General features: G+C 68.6%; 12 protein-coding genes. 10 read left to right on the plus strand and 2 right to left on the minus strand.

The genetic code is table 11. The features are described 5' to 3' along the window. The first annotated feature begins 37 nt into the window (after positions 1 to 37). Positions 38 to 1,843, plus strand: a complete 1,806-nt coding sequence (locus ACFV2O_RS29565; protein WP_379254692.1) for a dynamin family protein — start codon at positions 38 to 40, stop codon at positions 1,841 to 1,843. Positions 1,844 to 1,861: 18 nt separating this feature from the next. On the opposite strand, the gene ACFV2O_RS29570 is transcribed toward ACFV2O_RS29565, so the two are convergent. Beyond that, a complete protein-coding gene (locus ACFV2O_RS29570; RefSeq protein ID WP_355072380.1) occupies positions 1,862 to 3,844 on the minus strand; it encodes a glycoside hydrolase family 15 protein in 1,983 nt (660 codons plus the stop codon). Between the two features lie 110 nt (positions 3,845 to 3,954). Between ACFV2O_RS29570 and ACFV2O_RS29575 the strand changes: the two genes are divergently transcribed. Next, positions 3,955 to 4,233 carry a hypothetical protein gene (locus tag ACFV2O_RS29575; RefSeq protein ID WP_379254694.1) on the plus strand — a complete coding sequence of 93 codons (279 nt, stop codon included), beginning with the start codon at positions 3,955 to 3,957 and terminating at the stop codon, positions 4,231 to 4,233. An 80-nt stretch (positions 4,234 to 4,313) separates the two neighbouring features. Here the strand turns inward: ACFV2O_RS29575 and ACFV2O_RS29580 are convergent, their stop codons facing one another. Further along, positions 4,314 to 5,369: a M48 family metallopeptidase gene (locus ACFV2O_RS29580; RefSeq protein WP_379254696.1), complete on the minus strand. Its 1,056-nt coding sequence runs from the start codon at positions 5,367 to 5,369 to the stop codon at positions 4,314 to 4,316. Between the two features lie 3 nt (positions 5,370 to 5,372). Here ACFV2O_RS29580 and ACFV2O_RS29585 point away from each other — a divergent pair, with 3 nt between their 5' ends. The 8 genes from ACFV2O_RS29585 to ACFV2O_RS29620 all read left to right on the plus strand — a co-directional run bounded on the left by ACFV2O_RS29585 (position 5,373) and on the right by ACFV2O_RS29620 (position 14,025). Then, a complete protein-coding gene (locus tag ACFV2O_RS29585) occupies positions 5,373 to 5,528 on the plus strand; it encodes an Ms4533A family Cys-rich leader peptide (protein ID WP_353963123.1) in 156 nt (51 codons plus the stop codon). Positions 5,529 to 5,734: 206 nt separating this feature from the next. Next, complete coding sequence (locus tag ACFV2O_RS29590) at positions 5,735 to 6,781, plus strand: sulfate ABC transporter substrate-binding protein (protein WP_355072386.1); 1,047 nt, start codon at positions 5,735 to 5,737, stop codon at positions 6,779 to 6,781. A 96-nt stretch (positions 6,782 to 6,877) separates the two neighbouring features. Next, complete coding sequence (gene cysT, locus ACFV2O_RS29595) at positions 6,878 to 7,711, plus strand: sulfate ABC transporter permease subunit CysT (protein WP_379254765.1); 834 nt, start codon at positions 6,878 to 6,880, stop codon at positions 7,709 to 7,711. A 67-nt stretch (positions 7,712 to 7,778) separates the two neighbouring features. Then, positions 7,779 to 8,585 carry a sulfate ABC transporter permease subunit CysW gene (gene cysW, locus ACFV2O_RS29600; RefSeq protein ID WP_355072388.1) on the plus strand — a complete coding sequence of 269 codons (807 nt, stop codon included), beginning with the start codon at positions 7,779 to 7,781 and terminating at the stop codon, positions 8,583 to 8,585. Beyond that, positions 8,582 to 9,577, plus strand: coding sequence for a sulfate/molybdate ABC transporter ATP-binding protein (locus ACFV2O_RS29605; RefSeq protein ID WP_379254699.1), 996 nt, complete (start codon positions 8,582 to 8,584; stop codon positions 9,575 to 9,577). The genes cysW and ACFV2O_RS29605 overlap by 4 nt, the downstream gene beginning before the upstream one ends. Before the next feature lie 579 nt (positions 9,578 to 10,156). Further along, positions 10,157 to 11,263: an Hsp70 family protein gene (locus tag ACFV2O_RS29610; RefSeq protein WP_379254701.1), complete on the plus strand. Its 1,107-nt coding sequence runs from the start codon at positions 10,157 to 10,159 to the stop codon at positions 11,261 to 11,263. Between the two features lie 153 nt (positions 11,264 to 11,416). After that, complete coding sequence (locus tag ACFV2O_RS29615; protein WP_379254702.1) at positions 11,417 to 12,433, plus strand: diiron oxygenase; 1,017 nt, start codon at positions 11,417 to 11,419, stop codon at positions 12,431 to 12,433. Between the two features lie 5 nt (positions 12,434 to 12,438). After that, positions 12,439 to 14,025, plus strand: coding sequence for an FAD-dependent oxidoreductase (locus ACFV2O_RS29620; protein WP_379254704.1), 1,587 nt, complete (start codon positions 12,439 to 12,441; stop codon positions 14,023 to 14,025). Positions 14,026 to 14,069: the final 44 nt, after the last annotated feature.

Genomic DNA, 14,069 nt, shown 5'->3' on the forward strand with positions numbered 1-14,069 from the left:
GCACCTGAACGAAAGTCATCGAGAGTAAGGAGGAGGGTTGTCTGCCGCTGCCGGGCTGAAGGCTGCGACCGTGAAACATCCGGACGCGATGGCCCCGCTCATTCGGATACTCGACGAGCTGCGGGAGACGGCCCGATCCGCGGGACGCGACGACCTCGGCAGCCGACTGAGCATGGTTCGTGCCAGGGTGAGCGATCCCCGGGTGCGGCTCGTGGTCGTCGGTCGTCCGAAGAACGGCATGAGCACGCTGGTCAACAGCCTGGTCGGTGCCTCGGTCAGTGCGACGAACAGCGATCTGAGCGTCCCGGTGATCGTCGAGTACGGGCCGGAGCCGACCGCGACGCTGGTGCGGCAGACCGAGCACGGCCGCACCGAACGTCAGTCGGTCGACCCGCTCGATCCCGGTCCCGCGCTGGCCACCCAGGGCGTCGTCCGTGCCGAGTTCACCCAGCCCAGTCCGCTGCTCGCCGACGGTGTCGTGGTGATGGACGCGCCGGGCGCGCTGGGCGACAACCGCACCACCTGGTCGATGATCGCCGCGGCCGACGCCGTGCTCTACGTCGGCGACGCCGGCACCGAGCTGACCGCGGAGCAGATCGCCGAGTTGCAGCGCATCCAGCAGATCTGCCCGACCGTGATCTGCGTGCTGAACAAGATCGACGTGTTCCCGCATTGGGCGCGCACCCAGCAGCGCAACCGGGAACTGCTGGACTCGGCGGGACTCGGCTTCGCGGTGGCCCCGGTCTCCGCGGAACTGCACCGGCAGGCCGGGTTGACCGGTGACTACCAGCGCGACATCGAATCCGGCGTGCCGCAGCTGATCGATCATCTGCGCGACTACGTGGTCGCCCGCGCGGACGCGGTGGCGCTGGAAGCCGCGGTCGGGGACATCCGCCTGGTCTGCGATCACCTCGCGCTGACCCTGCGCACCGAAGCCGAGGCGCTGCGCGACCCGCGACGCCGCGCCGAGATCACCGACCAGCTCGCCCGCGCGCGCGACGAGGCCGATCAGCTGCGCCAGCGCACCGCGAACTGGCAGGTCACGCTGGTCGACGGCGCGACTGAGCTGATGGCCGACATCGAGCACGATCTGCGCCACCGGCTGCGCAGCCTGATCCGCGACGCCGAGGCCGAGATCGCCCAGACCGATCCGGCGCGCCGCTGGAAGGATTTCGCCGCGGATCTGGACGCGCGCATCTGCGAGGCGGTCGAGGAGAACTTCGCCGTGGCGCACTACCGCTCGATGGAGTTGTCCGAGCAGGTGGCCGCCAAGTTCCCGGCCGACAACCGGACCCCGCCGCTGCCGGACCTGCGCTTGTCCAACCCCGGTGAGGTGCTCGAGGCGGTGCAGCCGCTGGAGCCCCTCGAGAGCGCGAAAGCCGGGGTCACCCAGCAATTCCTGACCGGTCTGCGCGGTTCCTACGGCGGCATCCTGATGGTCGGTCTGGCCACCAGCCTCCTGGGCATGTCGCTGGTGAACTGGTACTCGGCGGGTGCGGGCGTGCTGCTGGGCGTGAACGCGCTGTGGGACGACCGCAAGAGCCGCAAGGTGCGCCGCCGGGCCGAGGCCAAGGTAGCGGTGGCCCGCCTGATGGACGACGTGATCTTCCAGGTCGGCAAGGAGTCGCGCAACCGCTTGCGCGCCGTGCAGCGAGTGCTGCGCGACCACTTCACCGACATCGCGACCGAGGTTTCGCGCGCCGCGGACGACGCGCTGCGCTCGGCCGAGGAGAACTACGGGAAGTACGGCGACCGCAGGCCGGAGCGGATCGCCGACCTCGAGGCGCGGCTCGGCAAACTGCACGCGCTGCGCGAGGAGGCCGACGGACTGGTTCCGGCGTAGACCGTTTCCCGGCGTCGGTCAGACCGGATGGCCCTGCGGGGTGTTCGCGGGCTGGAAGCGGCCCGCGTGCCGGGAGCTCTCGGCACGGATGACGTGGGTCACGGCGTTGATCAGCGCGAGGTGGGTGAACGCCTGGGGGAAGTTACCGAGGTGGCGGCCACTGCGCGGATCGATCTCCTCGGCGTACAACCGCAGGGGGCTGGCGAAGCCGAGCAGTCGTTCGCACAGGTGCCGCGCCCGCTGGATCTCCCCGATCTCGACCAGCGCGGAGACCAGCCAGAACGAGCAGATGGTGAACGCTCCTTCCGTGCCGCTCAGGCCGTCGTCGGTGGTTTCGGTCCGGTACCGCAGCACCAAGCCGTTCTCGGTGAGCCGGTCGGCGATGGCCAGCACGGTCGCGCGCACGCGGTCGTCCTCGGGCGGCAGGAAGCGGGTGAGCACCACCAGCAGCAGCGAGGCGTCCAGCGTGTCGCCGCCGTAGACCTGGGTGAACACGCCTTCTGAGGTGACGCCGTTGGCCAGGACGTCGGCCTTGATCTCCTCCGCGATCGCGTACCACTCTTCGGCGTGCTCGTACTGGCCGTGCAACTCGGCGAGCTTCGCGCCGCGGTCCAGCGCCACCCAGCACATCACCTTGGACGAGGTGAAGTGCTGCGGCTCGCCGCGCACCTCCCAGATGCCCCGATCGGGCTCCTTCCAGTGCTCGATGGCGGCGTGCACCTGTCGGACCAGTAGCGGCCACAGCGTCTCCGGCACCTGCTGGCGCGACTTCACGTGCAGGTAGACCGCGTCGAGCATGGTGCCCCAGATGTCGTGCTGATCCTGGCTGTAGGCATTGTTGCCGATGCGCACCGGACGGGACTGGTCGTAGCCGCCCAAGTGATCGAGGATGATCTCGTCGAGCTGCCGCTCGCCCCCGATGCCGTAGAGCACCTGCAGCGGGACGGGCTCGCCGTCCTCGCCGGTCGTCGCGTCGTTGAGAAAGGCGAAGAAGTCGTCGGCCTCCCGGTCCAGGCCCAGCGTGTACAGGCCCCACAGCGCGAAGCTGGCATCCCGCACCCAGCTGTAGCGGTAATCCCAATTGCGTTCTCCGCCAGGGGTTTCCGGCAGCGAGGTGGTGGCGGCGGCCATCAGGGCGCCGGTCGGAGCGTAGGTGAGGCCTTTGAGGGTGAGCGCGCTGCGCTGCAAGTAGTTGCGCCACGGGTGATCGGGGAACTTGCCGAGCGTGATCCACTGGCGCCAGCATTCGGTGGTCTGCCACATCTTCTCGGCGGCCTCGCCGAAGGTGCGCGGCGCGGGCAGTTCCGACCAGGTGAGCGCGACGAAGACCTCGTCGCCCTCTTTCATCCTGGTGCGGGCGCGCGCCTCGCGCCCCTCGAGTCCGAGACGCAGATCGGTGGTGAGCACCAGGCTCGGCCCGGCGCTGGGCTCGTCGCCGCGCACCGCGGTCGCTTCCTCGTACACCTTGCCGGTGTACTCCCACCGTGCGCTCGCCCGGTGGTAGTCGAACGCGGGCTCGCAGCTCACCTCCAGCTCCACGGTGCCGTTCACGCATTTCACCGTGCGCAGCAGCAGATGCTCGGCATCCCAGTCCATCGGGGTGCGCCGGTGGGTCTTGCTGCGCTGATCGTTGTTGTGCCAGGGGCCGAGCACCAGTGCGTCGCGCACGATCAGCCAGCCGGTGCCGGTCTGCCAGGTGGTCTCCAGGATCATCCCGCCGGGCAGGTAGCGGCGGGCGGCGGGCACGTTGACCCCGTACGGCCCGACCCGGAAGTGCCCCGCGCTGCGGTCGAGGAGCGCCCCGAAGATGCTCGGCGAATCCGGCCGCGGAACACACATCCATTCCACCGCGCCGTTGCTGGCGACCAGGCAACTCGTCTCGCAGTCGGACAGGAAGGCGTAGTCATCGATCGGCGGGTAGGCGCCGTGGCGGTGGGTTTCGGCCAAGTTCGTCGGCAGGCCGTCGGAGTCGTTGAGGGTGAGGTCATCGGAGGACGCCATACCCCATCTTCGGGCCGATGTGCGCCCGTCGTCCACTGCGCGATTCCTCCGTCCGCCGATGTGGCCGACGGCCTCGTGGAACCGGCCGGCGTACCGACTAGGCTGGAGCCGTGCATCGCATCGCAGGTTGGTGGGACGGCTTCGAGCTGTGGGTGGCGGGACTGCCGTTCATCCCGCAGTTCCTCGTGGTGCTCGTGGGCATGGTCCCGATCAGCTTCGCCATCGCCTACGGGCTCGATCGCGTGCTGCGCGCTGTGCTGCGCGTCTTGGATCGCCGCTACGGCGCCCATCCCGCACCGGCCCGCCCCGCCCCGGCCGCTGCGGCGGCGGTGCTCGAGCCCGGGCAGGCCGCCGCGGATCGCACTCCCGTGCAGAGCGGGGCGCGCTGATGCCTCGTTCGCGGGTTCAGCTCGCCCTCATCGCGCTGCTCGTGCTGATCGTCGTCGCCTGGTTGATCACCCGCTGACGGTCAGTTCCCGCCGCCGCGCCAGTCGCCGAACCGCTTGCCGAGCTTCGCGACGGTGTCGCCGACCTCGTGGGCGACCGTGCTCGCCGCCGCGCCGACATCCCGGCCCAGCGTGCGCACGGTACGGATGAGCGGATCGTCGGACTGGTCGAAGTTCGTGCGATAGGTGCGGGCGGCGGCCTTCATCTCGTCGGTGATCCGGGTGGCGCGATCCTGGTCACGGCGCGGATAGTCGCCCGAGAGCACGCGGTCGTAGTCGCCGCTCTGGATCCAGCGGCGCAGTTCGGCCGCGCGCAGCACGGAGAACGGGTGGCTCTGTAACTCCAGGTTGAGCAGCTTCAGCACGCCGTCGCGCAGATCGCCGGACCGCTCGTAGTCGTCGGCTTGGGCCAGGAATGCCCCGTGATTCATCTCCTTCACCAAGGCGCCCCCGGCCGTCTTCATGTGCACGCGGACCGAAGCGTCGACATCCTGGCCGCACAGCAGCCCGGCCCGGTCGCCGGACAGCTCGGACTTGCGGCTCCACTCCATCAGGGCCGCGACGATGCCGCGCAGAGCCCACCCACCGACCGGCAACCAGCCGACGCTCGCCGAGACCCGCAGTAGGTGCATGAGCATCGTGCGGTACACCGCGTGGCCGGACAGCGCGTGCCCGAGTTCGTGGCCCACCACGAAACGCAGCTCCTCGGTGTCCATCAGTTCGAGCAACCCGGTGGTCAGCACGGTGAACGGCCGGTCCATTCCGATGGTGAAGGCATTCACCTGTGGGCTCTGCAACACGAACAGCTCGGGCGTCGTGGGGGCGTCCAGGATTCGCACACAGTCCTCGCGCAGGTGGTGCAGGGTGCGGAATTGCCGCTCGTCCACCCGTACCGCGGTGGCCAGATACAGCAGCCGGTGCTGGCGTTCTTGCAGCAAACCCGACAATGTGCGCAGCACCACGTCGAACCCCGCCAGTGACCGCAGGGTAACCAGGGCGGTGCGGTCGGCCGGGTGCTCCCACGTGCGGGTGCTGATGCCGGGGAATGTCGTGCGGACGCGATCCGGACTGGTGGTCATCGGATGAAACCCCCCTCTTCCTGGGCTCTTCGATTCGAACTCCGCCTTGTGCTCTGCTACAGTCTGCCCGTGTCTTCGAGCGCAGTCCCGCAGGTCCGCCATGAATTGGCGTTGATTGCTGTCGGTGACCTCGCGGTCGCGGACGTCTACTGTCGCTGATCGCGACCGGGCACATCCGCGTCTCGTTTGTCAGCAGACTGGCGCGCTTCTTGCAGATGTGCTTTCGCTTCCCGACGGCCCGTTGTGGGCCGGTAGTCGCGCCGCTGCCGTATCGCTCGATCGGCGGGTCTGCTGAATCGATAAGTTTGTCGCCGCCACCGATGTGTTACCGGAGAACTGGCGGTCCGCACGAAAGGTCCACCCCGATGGCTCGCAAATCCTGGCTTTCGCCGCGCCGACGCTACAGCGCCGTTGCCCTAGCCGCCCTAGCGGCGGTCGCGCTGACCGCGTGCGGCGGCGGAGCCAGCGACACGGTCGGGGCGGGCGCTTCCGACGGCAGCGGCGGCACCCTGAACCTCTACGCCTACGCCGTGCCGAAGCCCGGTTTCGACAAGGTGATCCCCGAGTTCAACAAGACCGAGCAGGGCAAGAACGTCCAGATCCAGCAGTCCTACGGCGCCTCCGGCGACCAGTCCCGCAAGGTGAAGGACGGCGCCGAGGCCGACGTCGTGAACTTCTCGGTCGAGCCGGACATCACCCGCCTCGTCGACGCGGGCCTGGTGGACGCGAGCTGGAACGCCGACGCCACCAAGGGCATCCCGTTCGGCTCGGTGGTCGCGATCGTCGTGCGCAAGGGCAACCCGAAGGGCATCAAGGACTGGGACGACCTGCTGAAGCCGGGCGTCGAGGTGGTCACCCCGAACCCGTTCAGCTCCGGTTCGGCCAAGTGGAACCTGCTCGCGCCGTACGCGGCCAAGAGCGACGGCGGCAAGAACCCGCAGGCGGGCCTGGACTACCTGAGCAAGCTGGTCTCCAAGGAGCACGTGAAGGTGCAGCCGAAGTCCGGCCGCGAGGCGACCGAGACGTTCCTGCAGGGCACCGGTGACGTTCTGCTGAGTTACGAGAACGAGGCGATCTTCTCCGAGCGCAACGGCGATCAGATCGAGCACTTCGTCCCGCCGGTCACGTTCAAGATCGAGAACCCGGTCGCGGTGCTGAAGAACAGCAAGAACCAGCAGAAGGCCGTCGCCTTCCGCGACTTCCTGTTCACCACCGCGGGCCAGAAGGCCTGGGCCGCCGCCGGTTTCCGCCCGGTCGACCCGAAGGTCGCCGCCGACTACGCCAAGGACTTCCCGACCCCGCAGAAGCTGTGGACGATCGCCGACCTCGGCGGCTGGAAGACCGTGGACAAGGAACTGTTCACCCCGAACACGGGTTCGGTAGCGGTGATCTATGACAACGCCACCAAGTGACCGGGTGACCCCCGTTACACGGGATACTGGACGATCGTGACTACGAGCAGTAACGCCGGGACCGCGCAGGCAGCTGGTCCCGGCGTCTCCGAACCCGTGCGTCCCGATCGCCGCTGGAACTGGTCGTGGCTGCGCGTGACCGGCTCGGTGGGTCCGCTCGGCATCGCCACCGCGGTGCTGTGGCTGAGCATCATCGTGCTGCTGCCACTGGCGGCGCTCACCGTGACCAGCTTCGAGGACGGGTGGTCCGGTTTCTGGGACGCCGTCACCGCGCCCGCCGCGCTGGACTCGCTGCGCATCACCGTGCTGGTCTCGGTGGTGGTGGCGGTGGTCAACGTGGTCATGGGCACGCTGATCGCCTGGGTGCTGGTCCGCGACCGGTTTCCCGGCAAGGGTGTGGTCAACGCGCTGATCGACCTGCCGTTCGCGCTGCCGACCATCGTCGCCAGTATCGTGCTGCTCTCGCTGTACGGTCCGCAGAGTCCGATCGACATCCACCTGAACGCCACCCAGCCGGGCCTGGTGGTCGCGCTGGCGTTCGTCACGCTGCCGTTCGTGGTGCGTTCGGTGCAGCCGGTGCTGATCGAGGCCGACCGCGAGGTGGAACAGGCGGCGCTCTCGCTGGGCGCGAACAACTGGACCACCTTCCGCAGGATCGTGCTGCCCGCGCTGGCTCCCGCCATCATCAGCGGCGGCGGACTGGCCTTCGCCCGCGCGATCGGCGAGTACGGTTCGGTGGTGCTGATCGGCGGCGCGATCCCGCGCAAGACCGAGATGGCCTCCCAGTACATCCAGAAGCAGATCGAGATCGATCGGCCGGTGAACGCGGCGGCCGTGTCGGTCGCGCTGCTGGCCATCTCGTTCGCGACGCTGCTGGTTCTGCGGCTGCTCGCCGAACGCAGCGCGCGCAAGGAGCAGGCGAGCCGATGACAAACAATCGCGCAGCGCTCCCCGTGTCGCCGGGGCGCGGGCATTCCCCTGGGACGGAGCAGGGTCGATGAAACTGCATCCGCTGACCCGCATCTCGTTGCGGACGGTGGCGCTCGGCTACTTGTTCGTACTGCTGGTGCTGCCGCTGATCATCATCCTGTGGCGCACGTTCGAGCGGGGGATCGGCGCGTTCGTCGACTCGATCACCACGCCCGCGGCGATCTCGGCGTTCCAGCTCTCCCTCCTGATCGTCGCGATCACCGTCCCGGTGAACGTGGTCTTCGGCATCGTGACGGCGCTCGCGCTGGTGCGTGGAAAGTTCCCGGGCCGCAACCTGGTTCAGGGCATCGTGGACTTGCCGTTCGCGGTCTCGCCCGTGGTGGTCGGCGTCTCGCTGATCCTGCTCTGGGGCGCGGGCGGCTGGTTCGGCGGTCTGGAAGACCTGGGCTTCAAGGTCATCTTCAACCTACCGGGCATGGTGATCGCCACCATCTTCGTGACGCTGCCGTTCGTGGTGCGCGAGGTCGAGCCGGTGCTGCACGAGATCGGCGACGACCAGGAGCAGGCCGCGGCCACCCTGGGCGCGTCCAAGTGGCAGACCTTTTGGCGGATCACGCTTCCCGCGATCCGGTGGGGCCTGACCTACGGCGTGGTGCTCACCGTGGCCCGCGCGCTCGGCGAGTTCGGCGCCGTGATCATGGTGTCCTCCGCGCTGCCGGGCAAGTCGCAGACGCTGACGTTGCTCGTGCACGGCCGGTACATCAACGACCACAACACCTTCGGCGCGTACTCCGCCGCCACCTTGCTGATGGGCATCGCCCTCGTCACCCTTCTGCTGATGACCCTCCTCGAACGTAAGCGGGGCACAAAGTGATCACCGTGACCAACGCGAACAAGAACTACGGCACGTTCGCAGCCCTCGACGACGTCAGTCTGGACATCCCCTCGGGCGAACTCACCGCGCTGCTCGGCCCGTCGGGTTCGGGCAAGTCGACGCTGCTGCGCTCGATCGCCGGGCTGGAGTCGCTGGACACCGGCGTGGTCAGCATCGCGGGGCGCGACGTCACCCGGGTGCCGCCGCAGAAGCGCGACATCGGCTTCGTGTTCCAGCACTACGCGGCGTTCAAGCACATGACCGTGCGCGACAACGTGGCGTTCGGCCTGAAGATCCGCAAGCGTCCGAAGCACGAGATCAGCAAGCGCGTCGACGAATTGCTCGGCATCGTGGGACTGGACGGCTTCCAGCACCGCTACCCGGCCCAGCTGTCGGGTGGCCAGCGCCAGCGTATGGCGCTGGCCCGCGCGCTCGCCGTCGATCCGCAGGTGCTGCTGCTGGACGAGCCGTTCGGCGCGCTGGACGCCAAGGTCCGCGCCGACCTGCGGACCTGGCTGCGCAGGCTGCACGAGGAGGTCCACGTGACCACCGTGCTGGTCACCCACGACCAGGAGGAGGCGCTCGACGTCGCCGACCGGATCGCGGTGATGAACAAGGGCCGCATCGAGCAGATCGGCACTCCGGAGGACGTGTACGACCGGCCGGCCAACGAGTTCGTCATGTCGTTCCTCGGCGCGGTGGCCCGGCTCAACGGACATCTGGTGCGGCCACACGACATTCGCGTCGGCCGGGATCCCGGCATGGCGCTCGCCGAGCACGAGGGCACCGCCGCTTCCGCGGGCGTCACCAGGGCGACGGTCGAGCGCGTGGTGCACCTCGGCTTCGAGGTGCGCGTGGAACTGCGCAACGCAGCGACCGGCGACCTGTTCGCCGCGCAGGTCACCCGCGGTGACGCCGAGGCGCTGCGACTGTCGGACGGCGAGACGGTGTACGTCCGCGCCACTCGGATCCCGGAACTGCCCGCGCACTAAGGGTTTTCGCGAACCGGTCACATACCCGGCGGCATAGGGAGTGTGGCGCTGAGAAGTTGCCAAACTTTCTCCCGTTGCCGTGTCCACTGCTATCCGGCTGCGCTGCGGAACGGTTGCCGACGAGGAGGCGAGGTGTGCGCCAGGCGGCGGTCGTAGCGGCGTCGGGCCGGACCCGGCATGCGATGCGAATATCGGCGACTGTCGCCGGGTGCGGCGCCCCGTCCATTCGGCGAATTGTCGGCACGGATCCGTCAAGGGGAGTCTCCCCATGTCGAGCGCTGTCGCTCGGCGCCGTGCCCGTAAGAACCCGGATTCCGGCAAACATCCACCGGGCATGATCTATCCCCGCGTGTCGCAAGGAAATCCGACTGGACGGCATGTGTAGTGCTGGTTGGCCTGGTGAGGGCGTCGTAGCCCGTGGATTCGGATGCGGCGAGGCACAGGCGGCTTGCGGACAATCGGTTGTCCGGACTTGGCACGAAGATCGCGGAGTGGTTGCCTAAACGGCGTTCGAAGCAAATCGGCACGGCGATCGGGTGGATTGCGATGGCGGTTGGTCTCGGGTTGAGCATCGGTACGGTGAACACGGTTTCCGTTCTCGCGGAGGAAGGTTCGGCCAAGGCTCCGCCGGGGCGACGCAAAACGCAGCGGGCGCAGACCATCACGCGCCGCACCACGCTGACCTTCGACAGCACCGGCGTGGCCAGGGTGGGCATGATTCCCCGGCACGGCCGCGCGGTCACCGAATTCGCCGATCTCACGCAGCGTTCCAGCACGTGGGCGCGGGTGGGCAACCGCGCGCTCGCCCCGGCGGACCTCGTCGCGACGGTGGCGAAGTGCCTGATCGACGAGGTGCGGCAGGACCATCCCGGCCGCGGAAACGGGCTCGGCATCGCGGTGGCCTATCCGGCCCGCTATGCCGACGAGCAGGTGGACGCGTTGCGCGCGGCGCTGGACGGCGTGGAACTGACCCAGGTGGCGCTGGTGGCCGAACCCGTCGCGGCGGCGGCCTGGCTGGAGGCCGACCGTGGTCCGCTCATGCCGGGTCTCGCCCTCGTCTACGACCTCGGCGGTGCCGGGCTCGACGTCACGCTGGTCCGGGTGGGTGCGGGATGTCCGCGCAATCCGATCGTCGGGGTCTCGCTGCGTTCCACCGAGTTCGGCGGACGCGCGTTCGGGGCGTTGATCGCCGAGCAAGCCGGGCCGGGCCCGCACTCGTCGTCGGTCGCCGAGTCGGTCGCCGACACGATCGCGGGCGAACTGCGCGTCAAGCATGTCCGGGAGTCGCTGGAACTCGTCTACCGCTGCTTGCGGGTCGCGGACGTCACCATGGCCGACGTCGACCGCGTGCTGGTGGTCGGCGGGGCGGCGCGACCGGCGGAGGTGGCCGAGGTCTTGGCGGCGGAATTGGCCAGGCCGGTGATCGTCGCCGCCGATCCCGGGCGGACCACCGCCGACGGCGCCGCGATCCTCGGACGGAGGGCGGCGGCCGCGGCCGAGGCGGCGGCCGAGCTGCGCCGGGTCAGGCGCAGGCGCGTCCGTCGTCGTGCCGCCACGCGGGCCCTGATGCTGTCGCGCCGGACCAGGCGCAGGCTGGGCCGGGTGGTCGTCGTCACGAGTATGTCGGCCGTATTCGGTTTCGGGACTTCGATCCTGGCGGTCGGTGACGGGGTGTTGGTGAGTTAGGCCCCGGCACGGACCGCGATGAACAGGGGCCGTCCGGCGGTGCGCGTGATGAGGGCGCGCATCGCCGGGCGGCCCTAGCAACTGCTGGGTTGACGTAACTCTCCGTTGGTGTAACTATGGGATACAGTTAAACGGTTCCATCGAGGAGAGGCAGTGACGACGATGTCCGCAGCCGTGACACCAGCCGTCGATCCCGATCTTGAAAAGGCGCAGGAGTACGCCGCGAAGCTGCTGCTGCTCTCCGAGGGATCGGTCAACAAGCACTTCGATCCCTTCGAAGACATCGACTGGGACAACCCCGACTTCGCCGCCGACGCCGGCGAGGAGCGCTGGATTCTGCCCGTGTCCGCCGACACGGTGGCGCGCCACCCCTGGTATCAGGCGTTGTCGACCGAGCAGAAGATCGCGGTCGGCAAGTACCGGCAGGCGAACATCGCCAAGGTCGGCCTGCAGTTCGAGTCGATCCTGATCAGCGGCATGGTCATCCACAACTTCGGCCTACCCAACGGCTCGCCGGAGTTCCGGTACTGCTCCCACGAGATGATCGAGGAGCACAACCACACCCTGATGTTCCAGGAGATGGTCAACCGGATCGGCTTGGACGTGCCCGGCATGGGCCCGCTGGTCAGCAAGTTCAAGTACCTGGGCGCGCCCGTGGCGGCCTGGTTCCCGAATCTGTTCTTCATGGCCGTGCTGGCCGGTGAGGAGCCGATCGACCACATCCAGAAGCAGATCTTGCGCTCGGGCGAAGAGGTGCACCCGATCATGCGCGGCGTGATGGCCATTCACGTCGCCGAAGAGGCGCGGCACATCTCCTTCGCGCACGAGTTCCTGAAGAACCATGTGCCGGAAGCGAAGCCGGCGCAGAAGTTCATCCTCTCGCTGGCCATGCCGATCGTCATGCGGATTCTCGGCCGCTCGATCGTCACGCCGCCGCGGTCGTTCTTCGCCGAGTTCGACATCCCGGAGAAGGTCCGCAAGGAGCTGTTCTACGGCTCGCCGGAGGCCAAGCAGGTCTTCAGCGATTACTTCTGTGACGTGCGCGCCCTGGCCAAGGACATCGGATTGATGAACCCGGTCGCCAAGGCGGTCTGGAAGGCGCTCGGCATCGACGGTCCCAGCACTCGGTACCGATCGGAACCGCTGCGCGCCGCGAACAAGGTCGCCTGAGTCGCATGCCGTACGTCGTCACCCAATCCTGTTGCAGCGACGCGTCCTGCGTGTACGCCTGCCCGGTCAACTGCATCCATCCCACGCCCGACGAATCGGACTTCCGGACGGCGGAGATGCTGTACGTCGACCCGCAGGCGTGCGTGGACTGCGGCGCCTGCGCCACCGCGTGCCCGGTCGACGCCATCGTGTCATCGAAGAAGCTGACCGCTGAGCAGAAGCCGTTCATCGAGATCAACGCCGATTTCTACCGGCAGGCGCGACCGCGCCCCCTGCTGGCGCGACCGGTGCCCGCGGCACGGATCCACACCGAGCGCACGCCGCTGCGGGTGGCGATCGTTGGGTCGGGTCCTTCGGCGATGTACGCCGCCGACGAACTGCTGACCCAGCCCGAGGTGTCGGTGACGGTGTTCGACCGGCTGCCGGTGCCATACGGGCTGGCCAGGCACGGCGTCGCACCGGACCACGACAAGACCCGCAAGGTCGGCGAGCTGTTCGACGTCATCGCGGCGCAGCCGGGGTTCCGTTCGTACTTGAACGTGGATGTGGGCGCCCACGTTTCGCATGCCGAGCTGCTCGAGCACTTCCACGCCGTGATCTACGCCGTCGGCGCGTCGTCGGATCGCAAGCTCGGCATCCCGGGTGAGGGCTTGGCGGGCAATGTCTCGGCCACCGACTTCGTCGCCTGGTACAACGGTCATCCCGACTACGTCGACCGTGCCTTCGACCTGTCCGGCCGGCGTGCCGTGATCGTCGGCAACGGCAATGTCGCGCTCGACGTCGCGCGCGTCCTCACCAGCGACCCGGCGACGCTGACCGGCACCGACATCGCGCCCTACGCATTGCGGGCGTTGCGCGAGAGCAAGGTCGAGGAGGTGGTCGTGCTCGGGCGGCGCGGTCCGCTCGAATCCGCTTTCACAGTGCCGGAGTTCGTCGGCTTGCTCGGATGCGACGTGGACATCGTGATCGAGGGTGAGCTGCCCGAACTCGGCGCGGAGCTGCCGTTCCATGTCGAACAGAAGCTGCGGCTGCTGCACAGTGTGCGCACCCGGCCGGTGGGGCAACGCAAGCGCATCGTGTTCCGCTATCTGGCCGCGCCCACCGAGATCCTCGGCACCGATCGGGTGACCGGTCTCGCAATCGGCCGCACCGAGCTGGTCACCGATCCGGACGGCCGCATCAGCGCCGTCGGGACCGGGCAGACCGATCGGCTCGACGCGGGCCTGGTGCTCACCTCGGTCGGCTACCGCGGCGTGGCGGTGCCGGGCCTTCCGTTCGACGAGCAGGCCGCGGTGATCCCGAACCAGGACGGCCGGGTGCTGGAGCGCCCGGGCGGCGCCGTGGTCACCGGCACCTATGTGACCGGCTGGATCAAGCGCGGGCCCACCGGCTTCATCGGGACCAACAAGTCCTGCGCGCAGGAGACGGTGCGGCAGTTGGCCGCCGACTTCAACGCGGGCCGCCTGACCGAACCCGTCGGCAGCGCGGCGGAACTCGATCGTCTGGTGCGGCTGCGGCAGCCCGCGGTGCGGGCCGGGGGAACGGTGGAAGCTCGCCCAGGCCGGGTCCGCCGCTTGCTGGCGCGCGCCTGACGAACCCCGCCTCGGGATACCCCGGCCGCGCCGGTATCCCGAGG

This window comes from Nocardia sp. NPDC059691, from assembly GCF_042733915.1.
Classification (GTDB): domain Bacteria; phylum Actinomycetota; class Actinomycetes; order Mycobacteriales; family Mycobacteriaceae; genus Nocardia; species Nocardia sichangensis.